Genomic DNA, 21,828 nt, shown 5'->3' with positions numbered 1-21,828 from the left:
CCTCAACCGCTTCCCGCCCCTTTGACACGGAGTGATCCCCTGTGGTCCGCGCAGCCGTTCTGTCCGCCGTCGGTGCTCCCCTGAGGGTCACCGGCATCACCCTGCCGGAGCCCGGTCCCGGCCGGGTGCGCGTCCGTCTCGCCGCCGCCGGGGTCTGCCACTCGGATCTCTCCCTCGCCGACGGCACCCTGAGCGTCCCGGTCCCGGCCGTCCTCGGCCACGAGGGCGCGGGCACGGTCGTCTCGGTCGGGGAGGGCGTCGGCCATCTCGCCCCCGGGGACGGTGTGGTGCTCAACTGGGCACCGTCCTGCGGCGACTGCCACCACTGCCGGATCGGGGAGGTCTGGCTCTGCGCCCGGGCCTTCGCGGGCGCGTCCGGCATCCACGCCCGTACGGCGGACGGCACCGAGCTGCACCCGGGCCTCAATGTCGCCGCGTTCGCGGAGGAGACCGTGGTCGACGCGGCCTGTGTGGTCCCCGCGCCGGAGGGCGTACCGCTCGCCGACGCGGCCCTGCTGGGCTGTGCGGTCCTCACCGGCTACGGCGCGGTCCATCACTCCGCCCGGGTGCGCGAGGGGGAGTCCGTCGCCGTCTTCGGCGCCGGGGGAGTGGGGCTGGCGGCCCTTCAGTCGGCGCGGATCGCGGGCGCGTCCACGATCGTCGCGGTCGATGTCTCCCCGGCGAAGGAGGCACTGGCGCGAGCGGCGGGCGCCACCGAGTTCGTCCTGGCGTCCGGCACCGCGGCCAGGGAGATCCGGGCCCTGACGGGCGGTGTCGGCGCCGACGCGGCGATCGAGTGCGCGGGCCGGGCCGCCGCGATCCGCACGGCGTGGGAGTCCACCCGACGGGGCGGGCGGACCACCGTGGTCGGCATCGGCGGCAAGGACGAGCAGGTCACCTTCAACGCCCTGGAGATCTTCCACTGGGGCCGCACCCTCTCCGGCTGTGTCTACGGCAACTGCGACCCGGCCCGCGATCTGCCGGTCCTCGCCGGCCATGTCCGCGCGGGCCGCCTCGACCTCGGCGCCCTGGTCACCGACCGCATCGGTCTCGACGGCATCCCGGCCGCCTTCGCCGACATGCGGGCGGGCAGGGGCGGCCGGGCCCTCGTCGTCTTCTGACCCGTGCGCCCGCCGGGACCCGGTGTCTCTCCCGGTGACGGGAACGGATCGGGCGAGCGCGGAGTCCGACGCGCATGAGGAGATCACGCCCAGCCGCCGTCCTGTCCGTCAGTGCCGTACTGCTGCTCTCCGGCTGCTCGCCCTCCGGCGGTTCGGAGGACAGCGGGTACGCCGGCCCCGCCCGCCCGCCCGGCCGCGGCGGGCGAGTGGGAGCGCGGGCCGGCCGAGCCCGTGCGGCACAAGCCGTATCCGTACGACATCGACACCCACTGCGGCGTCAAGTGGGCGGAGTTCGGCGGGCGCTGGTGGGTGCTCGACTCCGTGCATCCCGGGGGCGCGGCGGTCAGGGGCGGGCCGGCCCCGCGGCACGGCGGGCGACTGGCCGGCCATATGACCCTGACCGGCCCGGACGCCGCCTTCTTCGAGGCGGCGGGGATGCCGGCGATGGAATTCGTGCCGGCGGGGGAGGAGCCGCCGGGCTGCGCGTGACGGCCCCGGCCCCCGGCCTCGGGCCGCCGCCGCACCGATGCGCTAAGCGCTTGCTCACCCTCGGGGTATGGTGTCCTCCTGCACAACGGAGAGAGGCGAGCCATGACTGCGGCCGAGGAGACGACCGGCGAGGACATGCCGTGGGATGAGGTCGTGCCCGAGGCGGCGAGGAAGCTGCTGGTCGCCGCCGTGGCCGCGTTCGCCGAGCGCGGTTACCACGCGACCACCACCCGGGACATCGCCGGGCGCGCCGGAATGAGCCCCGCCGCGCTCTACATCCACTACAAGACGAAGGAAGAGCTCCTTCACCGCATCAGCCGGATCGGGCACGACAGGGCCCTCGCGGTGCTGACGGCCGCCTCCGAGCGCGGCGGGACACCGAGCGAGCGGCTGGCCGGGGCCGTCAGTTCCTTCGTCCGCTGGCACGCCGGCCGGCACGACACCGCGCGGGTGGTGCAGTACGAGCTCGACGCGCTCTCCGACGAGCACCGCACCGAGATCGTGGGGCTGCGCCGCCGGAGCGACGCGGTGGTCCGGGAGATCCTCCGCGACGGGGTGGAGACGGGCGAGTTCGATGTTCCCGATGTGCCGGGGACCACGCTCGCGGTGCTCTCGCTCTGCATCGATGTGGCGCGGTGGTTCAACATCCGGGGCCACCGCACGCCCGAGGAGGTCGGCGAGCTCTACGCGGACCTCGTCCTGCGCATGGTCTCCGCCCGGCCGTAGCCGCCGCGCCGCCCCGGCCCCGGACGAGGCGGGCGCGGGTCAGAAGAAGTAGCGCGAGACCGACTCCGCGACGCACACCGGCTTCCCGCCGCCCTCGCGCTCGACCGTCACCAGCGCCGTGACCTGCACACCGCCGCCGGCCTCGGTGACCTCCCTGATCTCGGCCGTCGCCCGCAGCCGTGCCCCGGCGGGTACGGGGGCGGGAAAGCGGACCTTGTTGGTGCCGTAGTTCAGCCCCATCCGCATGCCCTCGACCCGCAGCACCTGCGGGACCAGGACCGGCAGCAGCGAGAGGGTGAGATAGCCGTGGGCGATCGTCCCGCCGAAGGGTCCGCCGGCCGCGCGCTCCGGGTCCACATGGATCCACTGGTGGTCGCCGGTCGCCTCGGCGAAGAGGTCGATCCGTTTCTGGTCGATCTCCAGCCAGTCGCTGTGCCCCAGCGGCTCGCCGATCCCGGCGCGCAGCTCCTCGGCGGAGGTGAAGATCCTCGGCTCGGCCATGTCCCCGGTCCCTGTCTCTCGTAGGTGCCCCAACCAGCCATGTGCAAGCGCTTGCTCAGCCTTATGGAACGAGCGCGCCCTGTCAACGGAGACCCACTAGGCTGCTCGGGATGTCTCAGTTTCCCGAACAGAATCAAGAGCTGACGGTTGGTCAGCTGTCGGAGCGCAGCGGGGCGGCGGTGTCGGCCCTGCACTTCTACGAGTCCAAGGGGCTGATCAGCAGCCGCCGGACGAGTGGCAACCAGCGCCGTTACAGCAGGGACGCCCTCCGCAGGGTGGCATTCGTCCGGGCCGCGCAGCGGGTCGGCATCCCGCTGGCCACGATCCGGGACGCACTCGCCGAACTGCCCGAGGAGCGCACCCCCGACCGCGACGACTGGGCCAGGCTCTCGCACGCCTGGCGCGGTGAGCTGGACGAGCGGATCAAACAGCTCGGACGGCTGCGCGACCATCTCACCGACTGCATCGGCTGCGGCTGTCTCTCCCTGGAGACCTGTGTGCTCTCCAACCCCGAGGACGCCTTCGGCCGCCAGATGGCCGGTTCACGGCTGTTGCCGGTCCGCTACCGGGAATCCGGCTAGGCCGTCTCCTACGGATCGGGCCCCGCGAACCCCGGCAAGATCCGAAAGGGAGGCCCTGGGCCGGGGGCCGGTGTGTGCGGGGGCGGCGGCCCGGCGGCCGCGTGGCGCCCCCGCGTCCGCTCAGGCCACCGACGCCAGCGCGCGCCGTGCCTCCCGTTTGGCCGCCGCCATGGCCTCGGACGTCAGTACGGGCTGCGGCACCACAATGCCGCAGCCCGTACAGACCGGCCCCGCCCACGGCTCGTTCCCCAGATCCTGCCGCCACACGATGCCCGTCGTCCCGCAGACCGGGCAGCGGGCGCCGGGCTCTTCCCCGAGGGCGGAGATCAGCCGGTGCAGCACCTCGGCGAGCGGCTCCGAGGGATGGCAGTCCGGGTGTTCGCAGCGCGCCACCCCATTGCCGCCCCAGGTCCGGCGGTGCCAGTCGTCGATGGAGGCCGGCCGGCGGAGCCCGTCGTACTTCTCCCGCTTCCTCCGGTCGGCGAAGTCCTCCTCATAGGCGAGCCAGACGGCCCGCGCCTGTTCCAGCTCCTCCAGTGCGGCAACCAGCCGCGCCGGATCGGGGGCCCGGTCCTCGGGCTCGATACTGTGCCTGGCGCAGAGATGATTCCATGTCGCCCTGTGTCCGTAAGGGGCGAAGCGCTCCAGGCATTTGCGCAGTGAGTAGCGCCGCAGGGCGAGATCGCACCGCGTGTCGCGTACCTGTCTCGCAAGACTCCGGAAACCGGCCATCGTGCTGGCACCTCCGTCGCTCTCGTACATCGGCGTTGGTGTTTGGACGTACGACTGCCCGATCCGGCTCCATCGAAAATCCGATCGGGAACATCGGGCGGGTTTTCTCCGCCGGCCGGCCCCGGTGACCCCGCCCGCATGCGGACTGAAATCATCCGGAACGCCCTGCTCACACGGTGTCCGGCGAGCCGGACACCGAAGCCGTCCGACGAAGGAGAAACCGATCTGAACGAGCGCACACTGTCCGGTGTCGCCGCCAACCCCGCCCTGCCGGAACCGCCGCCGGGGACGAGGGAACGGCTCGCCCGGGACCCCGACCCCGATGTCGTGCGCGACCTGGCCACCGCTATGGGGCCGGCGCCCGCGCTCGCCCGGGAACTCGCCCGCCACCCCGTGGCCTCGGTCCGGCTCGCCCTCGCCGGGAACCCGCACGCCCCGCCCGAGGTGCTCGCCGAACTGCTCACCGACGACGGCGCGGCCATCCTCACCGGGGACGACGCCCGCCCTCCCGCCGCCGCTGATCGCCGGGCTTCTCGACGAGGACCGTCCCGGCCACGACCGGGAGACCGCGTGGGCCGCCGCCGGCAACCCCTCGCTGCCGGTCGGCGTGATGGAGCGTGCCGTACGGGACGGAACGGGCTGACCGGCCAGGACGCACGGATCAGGGCATGTGCCGGGCCATTCTCACACCGGCGGAGGTGGCTTTTCCGGATATCGGGCAATCCCGCCCGGATCCGGGATGCGGCGCATCACCGCTGGCTACCCTCCTGCGCATGACGCTTCCCACGGAACTCATCGGCAGCATCCCGCGCCCCGCGGAACTGCTCAGCGCCATCCGGGACCACGCCGCCGGACACATCGACGCCACCGCGCTCGCCGAGCGGCGGCGGGCCGCCGTCCGGGAGACCATCGCCCGCTTGGAGTCGCTCGGCTCACCGGTGGTCACAGACGGCGAACAGGGCAAATCGAGTTTCGCGACCTATCCGCTGGAGGGAGTGCCGGACCTCGACCCGGCGGGCGCCGTCATCCCCTTCGCGGACGGTCACACCCGGCAGCTGCCGCTGCTGACCCGGGGCCCCTTCCGCTACGGCGGCCGTGCCGACGCGTATCTGACGGTGGCCCAGGCGTATGCGACCGTCCCGGTGAAGCAGGCGGTGATCGCCCCCTCGGCGCTCAGCCTGCTCTACCCGGCCGGCGGCATCGACGGCTATCCCCGCGAGCGGTTCACCGAGGATCTGCTGGGCGAGGCGGAGAACGACATCCGCAGCTGTCTGCGGGCGGGCGCGCACAGTGTCCAGATCGACTTCACCGAGGGGCGGCTGGCGCTGAAGCTGGACCCCTCGGGAGGACTGCTCGACTCCTTCATCGAGCTCAACAACGCCCTGCTGGAGCGCTTCTCCGACGAGGACCGGGCCCGCATCGCGGTGCACACCTGCCCGGGCGGCGACCAGGACTCCACCCACAGCGCCGATGTGGACTACGCCCAGCTGCTGCCCAGGCTCTTCACCCTGCGGGCCGGTGCCTTCCATCTGGAACTCGCGGGCGAGGCCGAGCCGGACCGCGTACTGGATCTGGTGGCCAAGCACACGGACGGCGAGGCGCGGATCTTCGTCGGGGTGATCGACCCGATCGACCCCCGGGTGGAGACCCCCGAGCAGGTACGCGACCGGGTGCTGACGGCCGCCCGGCACATCTCGCCCGATCGGCTGGGCACCTGTGACGACTGCGGCTTCGCGCCGTTCGCGGACGACGGCTCGACCTCGCGGGAGACCGCCTTCGCCAAGATCGCGGCACGGATCGAGGGCACCGCGCTCGCCTCGGACCAGCTCGGTCTCTGACGGGGAGGGGTGACCGGGCGCCGGGTCCGGCGTCCGGTCACCCCTTGCCGATCCGGCCCGCGGCGACCACCAGCCGGGCCAGTTCCGGATGGCGGATGTCGCCGTGGGCCCCGGACGGCGGTCCGCCCCGCCGCACCACGGCCGAGACGTCCACGCTCACACACCCCGACGCGGGCAGGCCCCGTTCCAGTGCCCGGGCCAGGGTGAGCCGGACCGCCGCCGGGCGGACGGCCCGGAAGCCGTCGTGGCCGAGTGCCCGCCAGCGCTCGTCCACCCCGAGCGCCCCGCCGCCGTCCGTCCCGTACCGCCCGCCCGTCCTCCGCCTCCCGTACTCCCCGTACTCACCGGCGAGCCGGGACGCCAGCGGGTAGAGCACCCCCAGAGCGCTGTCGTACCGCGAGTGACAGGCGACCACGGGGCCGTCGACCCGCTGCTGGAGATCCCGCAGCACTCCCCAGTTCTGGGCGGCATGGGGCAGGTCCGGTGCGAAGGCGTAGTGCGAGAAGGCGCCCTGGAGCAGCGTCACCGACTTCACATTGCGCGCCCCGTCGGGCAGTCCGCGCAGCGCGAAGGCGACCAGCCGGGCCCCCTGGCCGTGGCCGACGAGATGGACCCGTACGCCGGGGCCGGCGCGGGCGAGCTGGCCGAGGAGCCGCCCGAGACCCAGCTCCCCCACGGTTCCGGCGCGCCGTTTCAGTGCCGAGTACGCGGTCTGGCGCAGCAGTTCCTTCGCACCCCGCCAGGCATCCTCCGGGCTGTCGCGGAGCGAGCCGGGGGTGAGCCCGGCGAGGTCGGCCGGTTCGGCCGCGCCGAGGGCGAGGGCGAAGATCCGGCAGAGCGTGAGGGTGTCCTCGTAGAGCAGGGCGGGCGGGCCCTGCTCGTCCCGGGGAAGATCATCGGCGAAACAGCCCTCCAGCCCGCCCGCCGGAACCTCGGCCAGCCGGCGGGCCAGTCCGCCGAACTCCGCGAACGCCGCCCCGGAGGCCGGCCGCTCCTCCAGCAGCCGGGCCAGCCGCGCGACGGTGTCCCGATGGCCCGGAAAGAACAGACCGAGCGCCTCCCGGGTCCCCGCGTCGAGCGCCGCCCCCGCACCGCCGTCCCTCGCCGCCCCCGCACCGCCGCCGCTCGCCGGACCCGTGCCGGCCCAGGGCACCGGCTCGTCGCGGAACCTCATCGAGGGCCAGCCGATCCCCGCGTACCCCAGCCGCACCCCGGGACCCGGCAGCGCCGGGAACGGCGCGAAGAAGCCGGAGTGCACCAGGCGGGCGGTCGCCCGGCAGTTGTTCCAGCCATGCGCGAACATCACCAGATCGGTGACATCCAGCCGCAGCAGCCGGTGCAGCTCCGCCATGTCGGCATCGCCGTCCCGGTCGAAGGCGATGTCCAGATACGGCCGAACGCTCATCTCCGGCATGACTGTCCTTCCCCCGACATATCCACTCCCTCAGCAGCATCCTGCTCAGGAGGGAAGGCGGCCATACCTGAAACCTCACCGCTCTCCGAACGACCCCAACCGATCGCTCTCGGTGGGAACCGGAGAATTTCGTAACCAGCCCACCGCCGGGCCGTCCCCGATCCGAACGAGCCACTTCACGGCGGTCCGCGCACCGGCGGGATCCGGCCGCCGTCCGGTCCGCATCCGCCCCCCGGTTCCGCGTCCGGTTCCGCGTCCGAGGTCCGGTCCGCGTCCGCCCCCGTTCCGCTTCCGCCGCCCCGTCCGGGCCCGGCGCGCGTCAGAGGAGTTCGCTCGCCGTGACCCGGTACGGACGGATCAGTACGTCGTACCCCGGCGCGAGGGCGCAGGGAATGATCCCGGCGACCGGCGGGGCCGGCGGGACAGCCGGTCAGCGGGAGTCCCCATGGTGGAGCCCCCCACCGGCCCCCTGCCGAGGTGCCCGCCCGCCCCCGTACCTCTCAGTACCGCAGATACTCCCGGCGCACCGCCCGGAAGGCGGCGAGCTCCGCCCGCCAGGCGCCCACCACGTCATCCGTCCCCGCCCCCGCGTCGATCAGGGTGCGCACCTTCACCGAACCGGTGAGCTTGTCGATCCAGTTGTCGGGGCGCCAGGCGAAACCGCTCCAGCTCCGCCTGGCCGTCACCAGCAGCCCGATCCCGGTGCGCACCGGATCGAAGACCTCCCGGTCGTGCACATGGAGCTGGACCCCGCCGATCGTCTTCCCCTGGTACTTCGAGAACACCGGCGCGAAGTACGCCTCGCGGAAGCGCACTCCCGGCAGCTCCAGCGCGTTCGCCGCCTCGGCCCAGCGGCGGTCCACGCCCTCCGCGCCCAGCAGTTCGAAGGGCCGGGTGGTTCCCCGTCCCTCCGAGAGGTTGGTCCCCTCGAAGAGGCAGGTGCCCGCGTAGACCAGCGCGGTCTCGGGCGTCGGCATGTTGGGGCTCGGCGGCACCCAGGGCAGCCCGGTCCCGTCGAAGAAGTCCGAGCGCCGCCACCCCGACATCCGCACGGTCCCCAGCTCCACCGGCCGGTCCCCGAGGAACTCCCCGTTGAAGAGCCGGGCCAGCTCCGCCACCGTCATCCCGTGCGCCTGCGCGATCGGCTCCCGGCCCACGAAGGTGGCGAACGGCTTCTCCAGCACCGGCCCCAGCGCGGCCCGCCCGGAGACCGGGTTCGGACGGTCGAGTACGACGAATCGTTTCCCCGCCAGCTCGGCGGCCTTCATGCAGTCGTACAGGGTCCAGATGTACGTATAGAACCGCGCGCCCGCGTCCTGGATGTCGAAGACAATGGTGTCCACGCCGGAGGCGGTGAAGATGTCCGCGAGCGCCTGACCGCTCTTCAGATAGGTGTCGTGGACGGGCAGCCCGGTCGCCGGGTCGTCGTACCGCCCCTCGGAACCGCCCGCCTGCGCCGTGCCCCGGAAGCCGTGCTCGGGGCCGAAGACGGCGGTCAGATTCACCCGCTCGTCGGCGTGCATCACATCGACGACATGGCGGGCGTCGGAGGTGACCCCGGTCGGGTTGGTGACGATGCCGACCCGCTCCCCGGCCAGCAGGGCGTATCCGCCGTCCGCGAGCCGGTCGAATCCGGTACGCACCCGGCGGCGCCGCGCCCCCGCCCCGCCGGAGTGCTCACCCGCCCGGGAATCGCGCCCCGCCGGTGCGCCGTTCTCCGCCGCGTGCGCGCCGGCACCGCTCGCGGCCAGTGCTCCCACCGCGCCTGACGCGGCCAGTAGTCCCCGTCTGGACAGGCTCATCGGGCTCCCTCCGTGCAGCTCCACAGAAATGTGCGGACATGTACGTGGTACGGCCACGCACGCTAGCGCGCCGCGCCGCCGTACGGAATGACCCCGACACCGGCCGCCCTCTTCCCCGGCTCATACCGACTGGTTAGTATGCGCGAGAGGCCGGGTATCGAGAGCCATGGGTGTCGAGAGGCGGAGTCCGATGGACGCGGTGCGGGACGCGGCAGTGGTCGTTACCGGCGCGGGCGGCGGCATCGGAGCCGCCCTGGCCCGCCGGTTCGCGGCCGAGGGAGCCAGGGTCGCCGTCAATGACATCGACCCGGTGAGAGCCGCGGCCGTCGCGGAGGAGATCGGCGCCACCGCCGTCCCCGGCGACGCCTCCGCCATCGTGCCCGACGCGCTCGACGCCCTCGGCGGCACCGTCGACATCTACTGCGCCAATGCCGGACTCGCCGCGCCCGGCGACGCCTTCGCCGCCGAGGAGGTGTGGGCGGCCGGCTGGGACGTCAATGTGATGGCCCATGTCCGCGCGGTCCGTGCCCTGCTGCCCGGGTGGCTGGAGCGCGGCGGCGGCAGATTCGTCTCCACCGTCTCCGCCGCCGGACTGCTCACCATGGTGGGCGCGGCCCCCTACAGCGTCACCAAACACGGCGCCTACGCCTTCGCCGAATGGCTCTCCCTGACTTACCGTCACCGCGGGCTGAAAGTGCACGCCATCTGCCCGCAGGGGGTCCGTACGGACATGCTGACCGGGGCCGGCACGGCGGGCGAGCTGGTCCTGGCGCCCACCGCCATCGAGCCGGCGGAGGTCGCCGACGCCCTGTTCCGGGGCATCGCGGACGACCGTTTCCTGATCCTGCCGCACCCCGAGGTCGCCGGCTTCCACCGGGCCCGCGCCGGCGACCCGGAGCGCTGGCTCGACGGCATGAACCGGATGCAGCGGAAGTGGGAGGAGCGGGACCCCCGGGCGGCCGGCGCCGCGCGCCCCCGGCTCTGACCCCGCCCGCCGCGCCCCGGCACGGGCCCGCGGCCCCGGGCGGCCGTGTCCGGGTGAACGGCGGGTCCTGCCGGAGCCGTCCGGTCCGCCGGATGGGAGGATCTCCCGTCGGGGGCCGTGTCCCCCGCTGAAGAGCGCGAGACATCGAGTGTCGGAGCGATCCGGGAGAAAGGCTGGTGGCGGTGGTGCCCAGGACGACGCACGGGGCGGAAACCCCCGTACCGCAGAGGCTGCTGGCCACCGCCACCCGGCTCTTCGCCGAGCAGGGCTACGACCGCACCTCCGTCCAGGAGATCGTGGAGGCGGCCGGGGTCACCAAGGGGGCCCTCTACCACTACTTCGGCTCCAAGGAGGATCTCCTCCAGGAGATCTACGGGCGCATGCTCAGACTCCAGCAGGAACGCCTGGACGCCTTCGCCGACGCGGACGAGCCGGTGGCGGCCCGGCTGCGGGCCGCGGCGGCGGATGTGGTCGTCACCACGATCGACAACCTCGACGACGCGGCCATCTTCTTCCGCTCCATGCACCAGCTGAGCCCCGAACGGCACAAGCAGGTCCGGGCGGAACGCCGCCGCTACCACGAGCGGTTCCGGGCGCTGGTGGAGGAGGGGCAGCGCGACGGAGTCTTCTCCACCGCGACCCCCGCCGATCTGGTCGTCGACTACCACTTCGGCTCGGTGCACCATCTGTCCACCTGGTACCGCCCCGACGGGCCGCTGACCAAGGAACAGGTGGCGGACCACCTGGCCGACCTGCTGCTGAGAGCGCTCCGCCCGTAGTCCCGGCCCGCGCCCCCGATCGGAAGAGCACTAGGCGTATTTCCGCAGCTCCCGCCGCGCCAGTGAGCGCTGGTGCACCTCGTCCGGCCCGTCCGCCAGCCGCAGCGTCCGCGCCGCCGCCCAGAGCTCCGCCAGCGGGAAGTCCTGGCTCACCCCGGCCGCGCCGTGCAGCTGTACGGCCCGGTCGAGGATGTCCACCACCGTCCGCGGTGTCGCGATCTTGATGGCCTGGATCTCCGTGTGCGCCCCCCGGTTCCCCACCGTGTCCATCAGCCAGGCCGTCTTCAGCACCAGCAGCCGAAGCTGCTCCACCGCCACCCGGGCGTCCGCGATCCAGTTCCGCACCACGCCCTGCTCGGCGATCGGCCTGCCGAAGGCCGTCCGGGACACGGCCCGCCGGCACATCAGCTCGATCGCCCGCTCGGCCGTGCCGATCAGCCGCATGCAGTGGTGGATCCGCCCCGGACCCAGCCGGGCCTGGGCGATGGCGAAGCCGCCGCCCTCCTCGCCGATCAGCGCGGAGACCGGAACCCGCGCCCCGTCGAAGACCACCTCCGCGTGGCCGCCGTGCGCGTGGTCCTCGTACCCGTACACCCGCATCGCCCGCCGGACCTCGACACCCGGGGTGTCGCGCGGCACCAGGACCATCGACTGCCGGCGGCGGATGTCCGCGCCCTCCGGGTCGGTCTGGCCCATGACGATGAGAATCCGGCAATCGGGGTGCATCGCACCGGAGATGTACCACTTGCGGCCGGTGACGACATAGTCGTCGCCGTCCCGCTCGATCCGGGTGCGGATATTGGCCGCGTCGGAGGAGGCGACCTCCGGCTCGGTCATCGCGAAGGCGGACCGGATCTCCCCGGCGAGCAGCGGCTCCAGCCACCGCTTCCGCTGCCGCTCGCTGCCGAACTGCGCCAGCACCTCCATGTTCCCGGTGTCCGGGGCGGCGCAGTTCAGCGCCGCGGGTGCGAGCCGCGGACTCCGGCCGGTGATCTCGGCGAGCGGCGCGTACTGGAGATTGGTCAGCCCCGCCCCGTACTCGCGGTCCGGGAGGAAGAGATTCCACAGCCCCCGGCGGCGTGCCTCGGCCTTCAGCCCGTCCAGGACCGCGGGGGTCTCCCAGGGCGAGGCGAGCCGTGCGCGCTGCTCGCGCTCGACCGTCTCGGCCGGGTGCACGCACTCCGCCATGAAGGCCAGCAGCCGCTCCCGCAGCTCCTCGGTCCGCGCGTCGAATGCGAAGTCCATCCGGGTCAGCCCTCCTTGAGAGTGGTGAGGCCGTGCTCGATGAAGTGCGGGACGGCGGCGCCGATCAGGCCGAAGCCCTCGCCCAGGGTCCGGCCGAGGGTGTAGCGGTAGTGGATGCCCTCCAGGATCACGGCGAGCTTGAACCAGGCGAAGGCCGTGTACCAGGGGACGGCGGACACATCGCGGCCGGACCGGGCGGCGTACCGCTCGATCACCTCGGCCGCCGAGGGGTGGCCCGGGGCGCTCGCGGCGGTGCCGAGGGGGGTGCCGGGCACGGTCGTCCTCGTCCCGTACATCGCCAGCAGGCCGAGATCGGTCAGCGGGTCGCCGAGGGTGGACATCTCCCAGTCCAGGACCGCCGTGATGGTGTCGTCCGCGCCGATCAGCACATTGTCGAGACGGTAGTCGCCGTGGACGACGGCGGGGGCGGGGGAGCGCGGCAGGGATCCCGCGAGGGCGGCGTGGAGTTCGTCGATTCCGGGGAGTTCGCGGCTGCGGGAGGCGTCGAGCTGGCCGCCCCAGCGGCGCAGCTGCCGGGCGAGGAAGCCGTCGGGCCGGCCGAAGTCGCCGAGTCCCACCGGGCCGGGGTCCACGGCATGCAGCTCCACCAGGGTGTCGACCAGGGTGAGTACGGCGGCACGGGTGCGGCCGGGGCCGATCGCGGCGAGCTCGTCCGCGGTGCGGTACGGCACGCCCGCCACCAGCTCCATCACATAGAAGGGGGCCCCGATGACGGTCTCGTCCGTGCAGAGCAGCACGGTCCCGGGCACCGGGACCCGGGTCGGCGCGAGAGCCGTGATCACCCGGTGCTCACGCCGCATGTCGTGGGCGGTGGCCAGCACATGACCCAGCGGCGGGCGGCGGACCACCCACCGGCGGCCGGTGCCGTCGGTGACCGCGTAGGTGAGATTGGATCTGCCGCCCTCGATCAGCCGGGCGCCGAGCGGCCCGCTCACCAGTCCCGGGCGCTCGCGGTCGAGATGGGCGCGCAGCCTCTCGGGGTCGAGTCCCGGTGGGGGCGGTGGGCTCATCGGGCACCTCCGTGGCGCTGCGGTGACGGCCCGCCCATGATGACCGACTGGTCGGTATGCCGTCCAGAGCGCACAGCGGTACGGAGCCGGCCGCCCCCGCCCGCGCGGCCGGCGCCCGTGGTGCCGGATGGGTCAGTGGTCGTCCCAGTGCCCGTCGTGGGCGGCGTGACGGTGGCCGTCGTGGACATAGTCCAGATGATCGCCGTGGGCGACGGCCGGATGGCCGCACTCCGGGCCGTGCTCGTGCGCGTGGCCGCTGTGCGAGACGTGCTCGCCCGGCTCGCACTCGTCCCAGTGGCCGGAGTGTTCGCGGTGCAGATGCCCGTCGTGGGCGTAGTCCACATGGTCGCCGTGCGGGACGCCGGTGTGTCCGCAGGCCGGGCCGTGGGTGTGCGGATGAGTGGGGTGTTCCTGATGGAGGACGGACATGAGACAACCTCTTTATCCGGTTCAGTGGTGTTATGTACCACTCCTCTCCCAGACTAGGCCCTCTACTCCGGGTCGTGCCGGGGACTTCTCCGGGGCGCGCCGGGGCCGGCGCTCAGAAGATCATCGTTACGGCGAACGCGGCCAGCGCCACCGTGCAGACCGTGGCCGCCAGGGCGGTGGGGTGCCCCAGGGTGCTCGGTCTCCGCCCGGCGCCCAGTATCCGCACCCGGTGGTGGGCCACCCACAGAAACGCCAGCCACACCAGCCCGCTGAACACCGCCGCGACGGATCCGGCCGTACTCGTGTCGCCGATCAGCGCCTGTCGCCCGGCCAGTACGGCGGCCACCGTGAAGGCGAGTGTCGTACGCCGCCAGGCCAGCCGGGTCCGCTCCGGCTGAAGCCCCGGATCCCGCCCACCGCCGCCGGGCGTGGGATCCGGCGCGTCCCCGCCATCCGAAGAATCGTTTCTCCTTTTGTCATCAGAGGAATCCGTCATCGGCTGCCGCCCCACCCGAAGACCACCACGGCCGCCATCACCACCGCCACCAGCGCGATCACCAGACTGAGCAGCGCCGGCAGCCGCGACACCGGCAGATCGGCGCCCCGCCGCATCGCCCGCTCGCACCGCACCCAGTGATTGACCGCCCGCAGCGCGCAGAGCACTCCCGCGCCCAGCAGCCCGAGCGCCATTCCGGCCCGTACACCCCAGTGCAGATCCGGCAGGAACTGGTCCACCGCGAAACCGCCCCCGATGAGGGCGAGCGCGGTGCGCAGCCAGGCCAGAAAGGTCCGCTCATTGGCGAGCGAGAACCGGTAATCGGGGGTGTCGCCCTCGTCGCGCACCCGGTCGGGGGCGAACCAGAGCCGTATACCGCGGACGAGATCGCTCATCTTTCGCACCCTACCCGCGGAAACGATCAATGGCTCCGGGCCCGCAGCCGCAGATAGGCCGCCAGACCGTCCGGCACCCACTCCCACTCCTCCAGCCGGCGCTCCAGCTCCCGCTCGGTGAGGAAGGCATGCCAGGCGATCTCGGACGCCTGCGGTCGCACCGGCCGATCGCAGCGGACCTCGTACACCGCCGACCACCAGCCGCCCCGTGACGCCGGACCCTCCCCGTCCTCGTGGAGAAAGGTGAACAGCGGTACGGGCCGGGCGAGCCCGGACACCCCGAGCTCCTCCTCCGCCTCCCGCAGCGCCGCGTCGTCATAGCTCTCACCGGCGCCCACCACCCCGCCCGTGAACATGTCGTACAGCGAGGGGAAGATCAGCTTCGAGGCGGTCCTGCGATGGACGAAGATCCGTCCCTCTCCGTCCCTGACCAGCACGAACACACAGCGGTGCAGCAGTTTGCGGGCATAGACCTCCGCCCGGGTCGCCCGGCCGGTGACCCGGTCGTGCCGGTCCACCACATCCAGGATCTCGGCGCCGGGGTCGGGCAGGGAGCGGGGATCGGTCACCTGTCCCATCCAACCATCCGCGCCCCGAGGGGGCATTGACGTGTTACCGGCCCGTACGGAAGATCGGACCACCGAATTTCCCGTGGAGCCGGCCGGACAGGGATGGACAACATGGCGTACGACGCTGATGTGATCGTGATCGGGGCGGGTCTCGCGGGTCTGGTGGCCACCGCGGAGCTCATCGACGCCGGTCGCACGGTGATCCTGCTCGACCAGGAGCCGGAGACCTCCATCGGCGGGCAGGCGCACTGGTCCTTCGGCGGTCTCTTCCTGGTCGACTCGCCCGAGCAGCGCCGGCTGCGGATCCGCGACAGCCGCGATCTCGCCCTCCAGGACTGGCTCGGCACGGCGGGCTTCGACCGCGAGGAGGACCGCTGGCCGCGCAAGTGGGCCGAGGCGTACGTCGACTTCGCCTCCGGCGAGAAGCGCGCCTGGCTGCGCGCCCGCGGCGTCCGCTTCTTCCCCGTCGTGGGCTGGGCGGAGCGGGGCGGTTACGACGCCGGCGGGCACGGCAACTCCGTCCCCCGCTTCCACATCACCTGGGGCACCGGGCCCGGGGTGGTCGCCCCCTTCGAGCGCCGGGTCCGCGGGGGCGCAGCCCGCGGGCTGGTCCGGCTCCGCTTCCGGCACCGGGTCACCGCTCTGAGCGGCACCGCGGGCACGATCGACACCGTCTCCGGGGAGATCCTGGCCCCGTCCGGCGCCGCCCGGGGCACCGCCAGCGGCCGGGAGGCCGTCGGCGCCTTCGAACTGCGCGCCCAGGCCGTGATCGTGACCTCCGGCGGGATCGGGGGCAATCACGATCTCGTACGGGCCCAGTGGCCCGCGCGGCTCGGCACCCCGCCCGAGCGGATGCTCTGCGGAGTCCCCGCCCATGTCGACGGGCTGATGCTCCAGGTGGCGGAGCGGGCGGGCGCGAGCCACATCAACCGGGACCGGATGTGGCACTACACCGAGGGCATCGAGAACTGGGATCCGGTCTGGGCCCGGCACGGCATCCGTATCCTCCCCGGCCCGTCCTCCCTCTGGCTGGACGCGCGCGGCAGGCGGCTGCCCGTACCGCTCTTCCCCGGGTTCGACACCCTCGGCACCCTGGAGCACATCGCGAAGTCCGGCCACGGCCACACCTGGTTCGTCCTGGACCAGCGGATCATCGGCCGGGAGTTCGCGCTCTCCGGCTCCGAGCAGAACCCGGATCTGACCGGGAAATCGGTGCGCGACGTCATCGGCCGGGCCCGCGCGGATGTGCCGGGGCCGGTGCGGGCGTTCATGGAGAAGGGCGCGGACTTCGTCGTGGAGAAGGATCTGTCCGCCCTGGTCCGCGGGATGAACGCGCTGACCGCCGAGCCGCTGATCGACGAGGCGGAGCTGCTGCGGGAGATCACCGCCCGGGACCGGGAGATCCGGAATCCGTTCACCAAGGATCTCCAGATCACCGCCATCCGGGGCGCCCGGAAGTATCTGGGCGACCGGCTGATCCGCACGGCCGCGCCGCACCGGATCCTCGACCCCGCGGCCGGTCCGCTGATCGCGGTACGGCTGAACATCCTCACCCGCAAATCGCTCGGCGGGCTGGAGACCGACCTCTCCTCGCGGGTGCTGGGCGCGGACGGGCGACCGCTGCCGGGGCTGTACGCGGCCGGCGAGGCGGCAGGATTCGGCGGCGGCGGGGTGCACGGCTACCGCTCGCTGGAGGGGACCTTCCTCGGCGGCTGCATCTTCTCGGGCCGGGCCGCGGGGCGGGCGGCGGGCCGCGCCGTCTGACGCACGCCCGCGTTCTCGGACGTACCGCCCTCCGCCGTCCACGCGCGCCCTCCGGCGCGCGGCCGGCGGTCCGTGCGCCCGCGCCCGCCGCCCTGCGGCCTGCGGTCTCCGTCGTGCGCCTGTGATTTCCGCCGTGCGCGCCCGGCGCCGAAGTGTCTCCGGACGCTCTCCGGAGGCTCTCCGGACGGCGGAAGGCCGGGCGCGGTTCCCCGAGGAGCCCGCCCGGCCTGTTGCCGTGTGCCGGATGTCCCTACAGGACCAGCGACAGCAGCAGCACGAACACGATGCCGACCACCGAGATGATGGTCTCCATCACCGACCAGGTCTTGACGGTCTGGCCGACATCCATTCCGAAGTACTCCTTCACCAGCCAGAACCCGGCGTCGTTGACATGGCTGAAGAAGAGCGAACCGGCGCCGATGGCCAGCACCAGCAGCGCGGACTCGGTGCTCGACATCCCCGCCGCGAGCGGCGCCACCAGTCCGGCGGCCGAGATGGTCGCGATCGTCGCCGAACCGGTCGCCAGCCGGATCGCCACCGCGATCAGCCAGGCCAGCAGCAGCGTCGGGATCGCCCAGTCCTCGGAGAAGTCCAGGATCATCTGGCCCACGCCGACGTCGATCAGGGTCTGCTTGAAGCCGCCGCCGGCGCCGACGATCATCAGCACGCCCGCGATCGGGGCGAGGGACTTCTCCACCGTGGAGGAGATGCGCTCCTTGGTGAATCCGGCCGCGCGGCCCAGGGTGAAGAGACCGACGAGCACCGCGGCGAGCAGGGCGATCAGCGGCGAGCCGATGACATCGGTGACCTTCTGAACCGGGTTCTCGGGGTTGTCGACAACGATCTCGACCAGCGCGTTCGCCAGCATCAGCACGACCGGCAGCATCACGGTGAAGACCGTGGCGCCGAAGCCGGGACGGTGCTCCAGATCCTCCGACGGCCGGGCCGGGATCATCTTCTCGGGCACCGGGACGTCCACCCAGCGGGCGGCGTACTTCGCGAAGACCGGACCCGCGATGATCACGGTCGGAATGGCGACCAGCACACCGAGCGCCAGCGTCACACCGAGGTTGGCGTCCAGCGCGTCGATGGCGACCAGCGGACCGGGGTGCGGCGGGATCAGACCGTGCATCACCGACAGACCGGCGAGGGCGGGTATGCCGATCCGCATCAGGGAGTAGTTGCCGCGCTTGGCGACCACCAGCACCACCGGGATCAGCAGCACGATGCCGACCTCGAAGAAGAGCGGCAGACCGATCACCGAGGCGATCAGCACCATCGCCCAGGGCATGGAGCGCTCGCTCGCCTTGGCGAGGATGGTGTCCACGATCTGGTCGCCGCCGCCGGAGTCGGCGAGCAGCTTGCCCAGGATCGCGCCGAGCGCGATCAGTACGCCCACACTCGCGACGGTGGAGCCGAGACCCTTGGAGAAGGACTCGATGGCCTTGCCGAGCGGCGCTCCGGCGAACGCTCCGAGCGCCAGGGACCCGATGGTCAGGGCCAGAAAGGCATGCAGCTTGAACTTGGTGATGAGCAGGACGATGACGGCGATGCCCGCGAGGACGGCGATGCCGAGCTGGGCGTTGCCCGCCGAGGTGATCGGCTCTGCGGCGTCCGCTGCCAGCATCTCGACACTGAGACTGGTCACGGTGGATTCCTTAGGCGAAAGAGGAGAGGGCGGTGATTGCGGAGAGAGCTCAGAGACCGAACCGGCGCAGCGCGGCCACGGCCCGTTCGGTGATCTCCTCGGGGCTGCCGGCGACATCGACGGCGAGTCCCGCCTCGTCGTCCTCCAGCGGTTGCAGCGTGGCGAACTGCGAGTCGAGCAGCCTGGTGGGCATGAAGTGCCCGGTGCGCCCGGACATCCGCCGCTCGATCAGCTCGCGGTCGCCGGTGAGATGCAGAAAGACGGCATCGGGGGCGGCGGCGCGCAGCCGGTCACGGTAGGAGCGCTTCAGCGCGGAGCTGGAGACCACACCGCCCAGACCCGCCCGGCCGTGTGCCCACTGCCCGATCTCGTCGAGCCAGGGCCATCGGTCGTCATCGTTCAGCGGGGTGCCGGCCGACATCTTCGCAATGTTCGCCGGCGGATGGAAATCGTCGCCCTCGGCGTAGGGAACGCCCAGTGCGTCTGCGAGCAGGGGACCGATCGTGGTCTTGCCGGTCCCTGCCACGCCCATCACCACCAGGACGTGAGGGGTGCTCATTGATGCCTCGCTGTCTCCGTCACACCGGTGCCGACCACGGTGTCGGCACTGGTCCATCGCGCTACTGAAACCCATTAGGTACGACTTATTCAAGAGGCTGAGACCTAAACGTCATACTTTTTGTTGCCGAACCCGGCCCCGTACCCTTGGCACATGACGACAGAGGGCCGGGGAAACGCGGCTGGACAGGGCATTTCGGCGGGTGGGGGCCTCCATGCGCAGGTCCTCGAAACCCTCGGCCTCGCGATCACCGCTGGCGAGTACCCGCAGGGGAGCGTGCTGCGCACCGATGAGATCGCCCAGCGGTTCGATGTCTCGCGCACCGTGGTCCGTGAGGTGGTCCGGGTCCTGGAGTCGATGCATCTGGTCGAGTCGCGCCGCCGGGTCGGGGTCACCGTCCGCTCCGCGGACGAGTGGAATGTCTACGACCCGCTGGTCATCCGCTGGCGGCTGGCCGGCGCCGACCGCCCCCGCCAGCTGCGCTCACTGACCGTGCTCCGCTCCGCGATCGAGCCGGTCGCGGCGGGCCTGGCCGCCCGCAACGCCACCCCCGAGCAGTGCGCCGCGATCACCGAGTGCGCGCTCGGCATGGTCGCCACCTCGCGCGGACAGCAGCTGGAGAGCTATCTCCGGCACGACATCGCCTTCCACCGGCTGGTGCTCAACGCCTCCGGCAATGAGATGTTCGCCCGGCTCGGCGATGTGGTCGCCGAGGTGCTCGCCGGCCGCACCCACCATCAGGTGATGTTCGACGACCCCGATCCGGCGGCGGTCACCCTCCATGTCCAGGTCGCCGAGGCGGTCCGGGAGGGCGACGCGGAGCGCGCCGAGGCGATCACCCGCGAGATCGCGGTGGGCGCCCTCGCCGAGCTGGATGTGCTCGCCCCGCACTCCCCGGTGTGACAAACCCCTCGGCCGCCGCGCCCACGGGGCGGCGGCCACCCCTTCGCCCCGCTCCGGGCAGACCGGGGCCGGGCGGCCGGCTCCCCCTGCGCGACCGGCCGTCCGGGGAATCGTGATGTACTACGACGGTTTGCCAGCACCTTGCATTACCTGCCCGCAACCTCAGAAACACCTCAGATCTATGTCTGTGTGACCTTGAGCACTGCCAGAATCGCAGGGTTGCAGCATCCCCCATGCTCCCCTCACGAAGGTGACACCCCCCATGAGTGATCGCGTCGGCGCGGCCGAAGCGCCCGTCACCGGGCCACCGGCCGCATCCGTCCCTCACACGGACGCCGGCGACGCCGGTTACAGCAAGGACCTCAAGTCCCGGCACATCAACATGATCGCGATCGGCGGCGCGATCGGTACCGGGCTCTTCCTCGGCGCCGGCGGCCGGCTGGCCGACGCGGGTCCCTCCCTGGCCATCGCCTACGCGATCTGCGGTGTCTTCGCCTTCTTCGTCGTACGCGCCCTCGGCGAGCTGGTGCTCTACCGGCCCTCGTCCGGAGCCTTCGTCTCCTACGCCCGTGAGTTCATGGGTGAGAAGGGCGCCTACACGGCGGGCTGGCTGTACTTCCTCAACTGGTCCACCACCGCCGTCGCCGACATCACCGCCGCGGCGACCTACGCCCACTTCTGGGCGATGTTCAGCGACATCCCGCAGTGGATCCTCGCCCTGATCGCCCTCGCCATCACCCTGGTGGCCAATCTGATCTCGGTGAAGTACTTCGGCGAGGTGGAGTTCTGGTTCGCCATCGTCAAGGTGGCGGCGCTGGTGATCTTCATGCTGATCGCGATCTTCCTCCTCGTCACCCAGCAGGAGGTCGGCGGCCACACCCCCGGCTTCGCCACCCTCTCCGCCAATGACGGGATCTTCCCGACCGGCATGCTGCCGATGCTGCTGGTGATCCAGGGCGTGGTCTTCGCCTACGCCTCCGTCGAGCTCTGCGGTGTCGCCGCCGGCGAGACGAGGAACCCCGAGAAGATCATGCCCAAGGCGATCAACTCGATCATGTGGCGGGTCGGAGTCTTCTACGTCGGCTCGGTGGTGCTGCTCGCGCTGCTCCTCCCGTACACCGAGTACACCGCGAAGGAGAGCCCCTTCGTCACGGTGATGGACCGGATCGGCATCCCGGCCGCCGCCGGGATCATGAATCTGGTGGTGCTCACCGCGGCGCTCTCCAGCCTGAACTCCGGGCTGTACTCCACCGGCCGGATCCTCCGCTCCATGGCGCTCGCCGGCTCCGCGCCCCGGTTCACCGGCCGGATGAACAAGGGCCAGGTGCCGTACGGCGGCATCATGCTGACCGCGGCCTTCGGTGTCCTCGGCGTCGGACTGAACTTCGTGATGCCCGGTGAGGCGTTCGAGATCGTGCTCAACCTCGCCTCGATCGGCATCCTCGGCACCTGGGGCATGATCATGCTCTGTTCGCTGCTCTTCTGGCAGCGCTCCCGGGAGGGCCGGGTCACCCGCCCCTCCTTCCGGCTGCCCTGGGCCCCGTACACCCAGATCGTCACCCTGGTCTTCCTGGTCAGTGTGCTGGTGCTGATGTGGTGGGGCGGCGGCATCGGGCGCACCACCGTGATGTTCCTGCCGGGCATCGCCGCGGCGCTGGTCGGCGGCTGGTTCCTGGTGCGCGGCCGGGTGAACGCCATCGCCGCCGGGCGCGAGAAGCTCTGACCCCGCTCCGGCCGGGACGCGCCGCCCGTACCGGAGCGGCCCCACCGGCCGGGACGCCCCCGCTCCGGCCGGCCGGACCACAGGGCCCCCGCGGAATC

21 protein-coding genes and 1 pseudogene are annotated in these 21,828 nt (G+C 72.1%); 10 read left to right on the top strand and 12 right to left on the bottom strand.

What is annotated here, in order from left to right:
• Window positions 1-41 precede the first annotated feature (41 nt).
• From AAFN69_RS16255 to AAFN69_RS16245, 3 genes are all read left to right on the top strand, one after another.
• Entirely contained in the window at window positions 42-1,121 is a 1,080-nt protein-coding gene (locus tag AAFN69_RS16255) for a Zn-dependent alcohol dehydrogenase (protein WP_347729207.1), read from the top strand.
• Between the two features lie 231 nt (window positions 1,122-1,352).
• Window positions 1,353-1,610 carry a hypothetical protein gene (locus tag AAFN69_RS16250; protein ID WP_347729206.1) on the top strand — a complete coding sequence of 86 codons (258 nt, stop codon included), beginning with the start codon at window positions 1,353-1,355 and terminating at the stop codon, window positions 1,608-1,610.
• A gap of 102 nt (window positions 1,611-1,712) precedes the next feature.
• On the top strand, window positions 1,713-2,336 hold the full coding sequence (locus tag AAFN69_RS16245; RefSeq protein WP_347729205.1) for a TetR/AcrR family transcriptional regulator: 624 nt from the start codon (window positions 1,713-1,715) through the stop codon (window positions 2,334-2,336).
• A 39-nt stretch (window positions 2,337-2,375) separates the two neighbouring features.
• Here the strand turns inward: AAFN69_RS16245 and AAFN69_RS16240 are convergent, their stop codons facing one another.
• The gene (locus tag AAFN69_RS16240; RefSeq protein ID WP_347729204.1) at window positions 2,376-2,837 is read right to left on the bottom strand and encodes a MaoC family dehydratase; all 462 of its coding nucleotides are present in this window, start codon (window positions 2,835-2,837) and stop codon (window positions 2,376-2,378) included.
• A gap of 110 nt (window positions 2,838-2,947) precedes the next feature.
• Here AAFN69_RS16240 and soxR point away from each other — a divergent pair, with 110 nt between their 5' ends.
• A complete protein-coding gene (gene soxR / locus AAFN69_RS16235) occupies window positions 2,948-3,418 on the top strand; it encodes a redox-sensitive transcriptional activator SoxR (RefSeq protein ID WP_347729203.1) in 471 nt (156 codons plus the stop codon).
• A gap of 120 nt (window positions 3,419-3,538) precedes the next feature.
• Here the strand turns inward: soxR and AAFN69_RS16230 are convergent, their stop codons facing one another.
• Window positions 3,539-4,150 carry a hypothetical protein gene (locus AAFN69_RS16230; RefSeq protein WP_347729202.1) on the bottom strand — a complete coding sequence of 204 codons (612 nt, stop codon included), beginning with the start codon at window positions 4,148-4,150 and terminating at the stop codon, window positions 3,539-3,541.
• A gap of 773 nt (window positions 4,151-4,923) precedes the next feature.
• On the opposite strand from AAFN69_RS16230, the gene AAFN69_RS16225 reads away from it, so the two are divergent.
• Window positions 4,924-5,988 carry a cobalamin-independent methionine synthase II family protein gene (locus tag AAFN69_RS16225; RefSeq protein ID WP_347729201.1) on the top strand — a complete coding sequence of 355 codons (1,065 nt, stop codon included), beginning with the start codon at window positions 4,924-4,926 and terminating at the stop codon, window positions 5,986-5,988.
• Between the two features lie 37 nt (window positions 5,989-6,025).
• Here AAFN69_RS16225 and AAFN69_RS16220 read toward each other — a convergent pair whose 3' ends face one another.
• Together AAFN69_RS16220 and AAFN69_RS16215 are read right to left on the bottom strand one after the other, a co-directional pair.
• Window positions 6,026-7,393, bottom strand: coding sequence for a serine-threonine protein kinase (locus AAFN69_RS16220; protein ID WP_347729200.1), 1,368 nt, complete (start codon window positions 7,391-7,393; stop codon window positions 6,026-6,028).
• A 509-nt stretch (window positions 7,394-7,902) separates the two neighbouring features.
• Complete coding sequence (locus AAFN69_RS16215) at window positions 7,903-9,204, bottom strand: DUF1343 domain-containing protein (RefSeq protein WP_347729199.1); 1,302 nt, start codon at window positions 9,202-9,204, stop codon at window positions 7,903-7,905.
• 190 nt (window positions 9,205-9,394) lie between these two features.
• On the opposite strand from AAFN69_RS16215, the gene AAFN69_RS16210 reads away from it, so the two are divergent.
• Together AAFN69_RS16210 and AAFN69_RS16205 are read left to right on the top strand one after the other, a co-directional pair.
• Window positions 9,395-10,189, top strand: coding sequence for an SDR family NAD(P)-dependent oxidoreductase (locus AAFN69_RS16210; RefSeq protein ID WP_347729287.1), 795 nt, complete (start codon window positions 9,395-9,397; stop codon window positions 10,187-10,189).
• Between the two features lie 185 nt (window positions 10,190-10,374).
• Window positions 10,375-10,968: a TetR/AcrR family transcriptional regulator gene (locus AAFN69_RS16205; RefSeq protein ID WP_347729198.1), complete on the top strand. Its 594-nt coding sequence runs from the start codon at window positions 10,375-10,377 to the stop codon at window positions 10,966-10,968.
• A gap of 30 nt (window positions 10,969-10,998) precedes the next feature.
• Here the strand turns inward: AAFN69_RS16205 and AAFN69_RS16200 are convergent, their stop codons facing one another.
• The 6 genes and pseudogenes from AAFN69_RS16200 to AAFN69_RS16175 all read right to left on the bottom strand — a co-directional run bounded on the left by AAFN69_RS16200 (window position 10,999) and on the right by AAFN69_RS16175 (window position 15,142).
• The gene (locus tag AAFN69_RS16200; protein WP_347729197.1) at window positions 10,999-12,213 is read right to left on the bottom strand and encodes an acyl-CoA dehydrogenase family protein; all 1,215 of its coding nucleotides are present in this window, start codon (window positions 12,211-12,213) and stop codon (window positions 10,999-11,001) included.
• Window positions 12,214-12,218: 5 nt separating this feature from the next.
• Window positions 12,219-13,244 (bottom strand): phosphotransferase family protein, encoded by a 1,026-nt coding sequence (locus AAFN69_RS16195; RefSeq protein ID WP_347729196.1) that lies wholly within the window; start codon window positions 13,242-13,244, stop codon window positions 12,219-12,221.
• 132 nt (window positions 13,245-13,376) lie between these two features.
• Window positions 13,377-13,673, bottom strand: coding sequence for a hypothetical protein (locus AAFN69_RS16190; RefSeq protein WP_347729195.1), 297 nt, complete (start codon window positions 13,671-13,673; stop codon window positions 13,377-13,379).
• 112 nt (window positions 13,674-13,785) lie between these two features.
• Window positions 13,786-14,085 (bottom strand): annotated as a pseudogene (locus tag AAFN69_RS16185) (DUF202 domain-containing protein); the annotation flags it as partial.
• A gap of 80 nt (window positions 14,086-14,165) precedes the next feature.
• Window positions 14,166-14,564, bottom strand: a complete 399-nt coding sequence (locus AAFN69_RS16180) for a DUF202 domain-containing protein (protein WP_347729194.1) — start codon at window positions 14,562-14,564, stop codon at window positions 14,166-14,168.
• A gap of 26 nt (window positions 14,565-14,590) precedes the next feature.
• The gene (locus tag AAFN69_RS16175) at window positions 14,591-15,142 is read right to left on the bottom strand and encodes an NUDIX domain-containing protein (protein ID WP_347729193.1); all 552 of its coding nucleotides are present in this window, start codon (window positions 15,140-15,142) and stop codon (window positions 14,591-14,593) included.
• 102 nt (window positions 15,143-15,244) lie between these two features.
• Here AAFN69_RS16175 and AAFN69_RS16170 point away from each other — a divergent pair, with 102 nt between their 5' ends.
• On the top strand, window positions 15,245-16,897 hold the full coding sequence (locus AAFN69_RS16170) for an FAD-binding dehydrogenase (protein WP_347729192.1): 1,653 nt from the start codon (window positions 15,245-15,247) through the stop codon (window positions 16,895-16,897).
• A gap of 250 nt (window positions 16,898-17,147) precedes the next feature.
• Here AAFN69_RS16170 and AAFN69_RS16165 read toward each other — a convergent pair whose 3' ends face one another.
• Entirely contained in the window at window positions 17,148-18,545 is a 1,398-nt protein-coding gene (locus AAFN69_RS16165; RefSeq protein ID WP_347729191.1) for a gluconate:H+ symporter, read from the bottom strand.
• A gap of 49 nt (window positions 18,546-18,594) precedes the next feature.
• A complete protein-coding gene (locus tag AAFN69_RS16160) occupies window positions 18,595-19,104 on the bottom strand; it encodes a gluconokinase (protein WP_347729190.1) in 510 nt (169 codons plus the stop codon).
• A gap of 153 nt (window positions 19,105-19,257) precedes the next feature.
• Here AAFN69_RS16160 and AAFN69_RS16155 point away from each other — a divergent pair, with 153 nt between their 5' ends.
• Window positions 19,258-20,007, top strand: coding sequence for an FCD domain-containing protein (locus AAFN69_RS16155; protein WP_347729189.1), 750 nt, complete (start codon window positions 19,258-19,260; stop codon window positions 20,005-20,007).
• 262 nt (window positions 20,008-20,269) lie between these two features.
• Window positions 20,270-21,730, top strand: coding sequence for an amino acid permease (locus tag AAFN69_RS16150; RefSeq protein WP_347729188.1), 1,461 nt, complete (start codon window positions 20,270-20,272; stop codon window positions 21,728-21,730).
• Window positions 21,731-21,828 lie beyond the last annotated feature (98 nt).

It is taken from the genome of Streptomyces sp. CAU 1734, assembly GCF_039888735.1.
Taxonomy (GTDB): domain Bacteria; phylum Actinomycetota; class Actinomycetes; order Streptomycetales; family Streptomycetaceae; genus Streptomyces.
The sequence above is the reverse complement of the archived record's forward strand: the minus strand, read 5'-3'. Positions and strand labels throughout refer to the sequence as shown.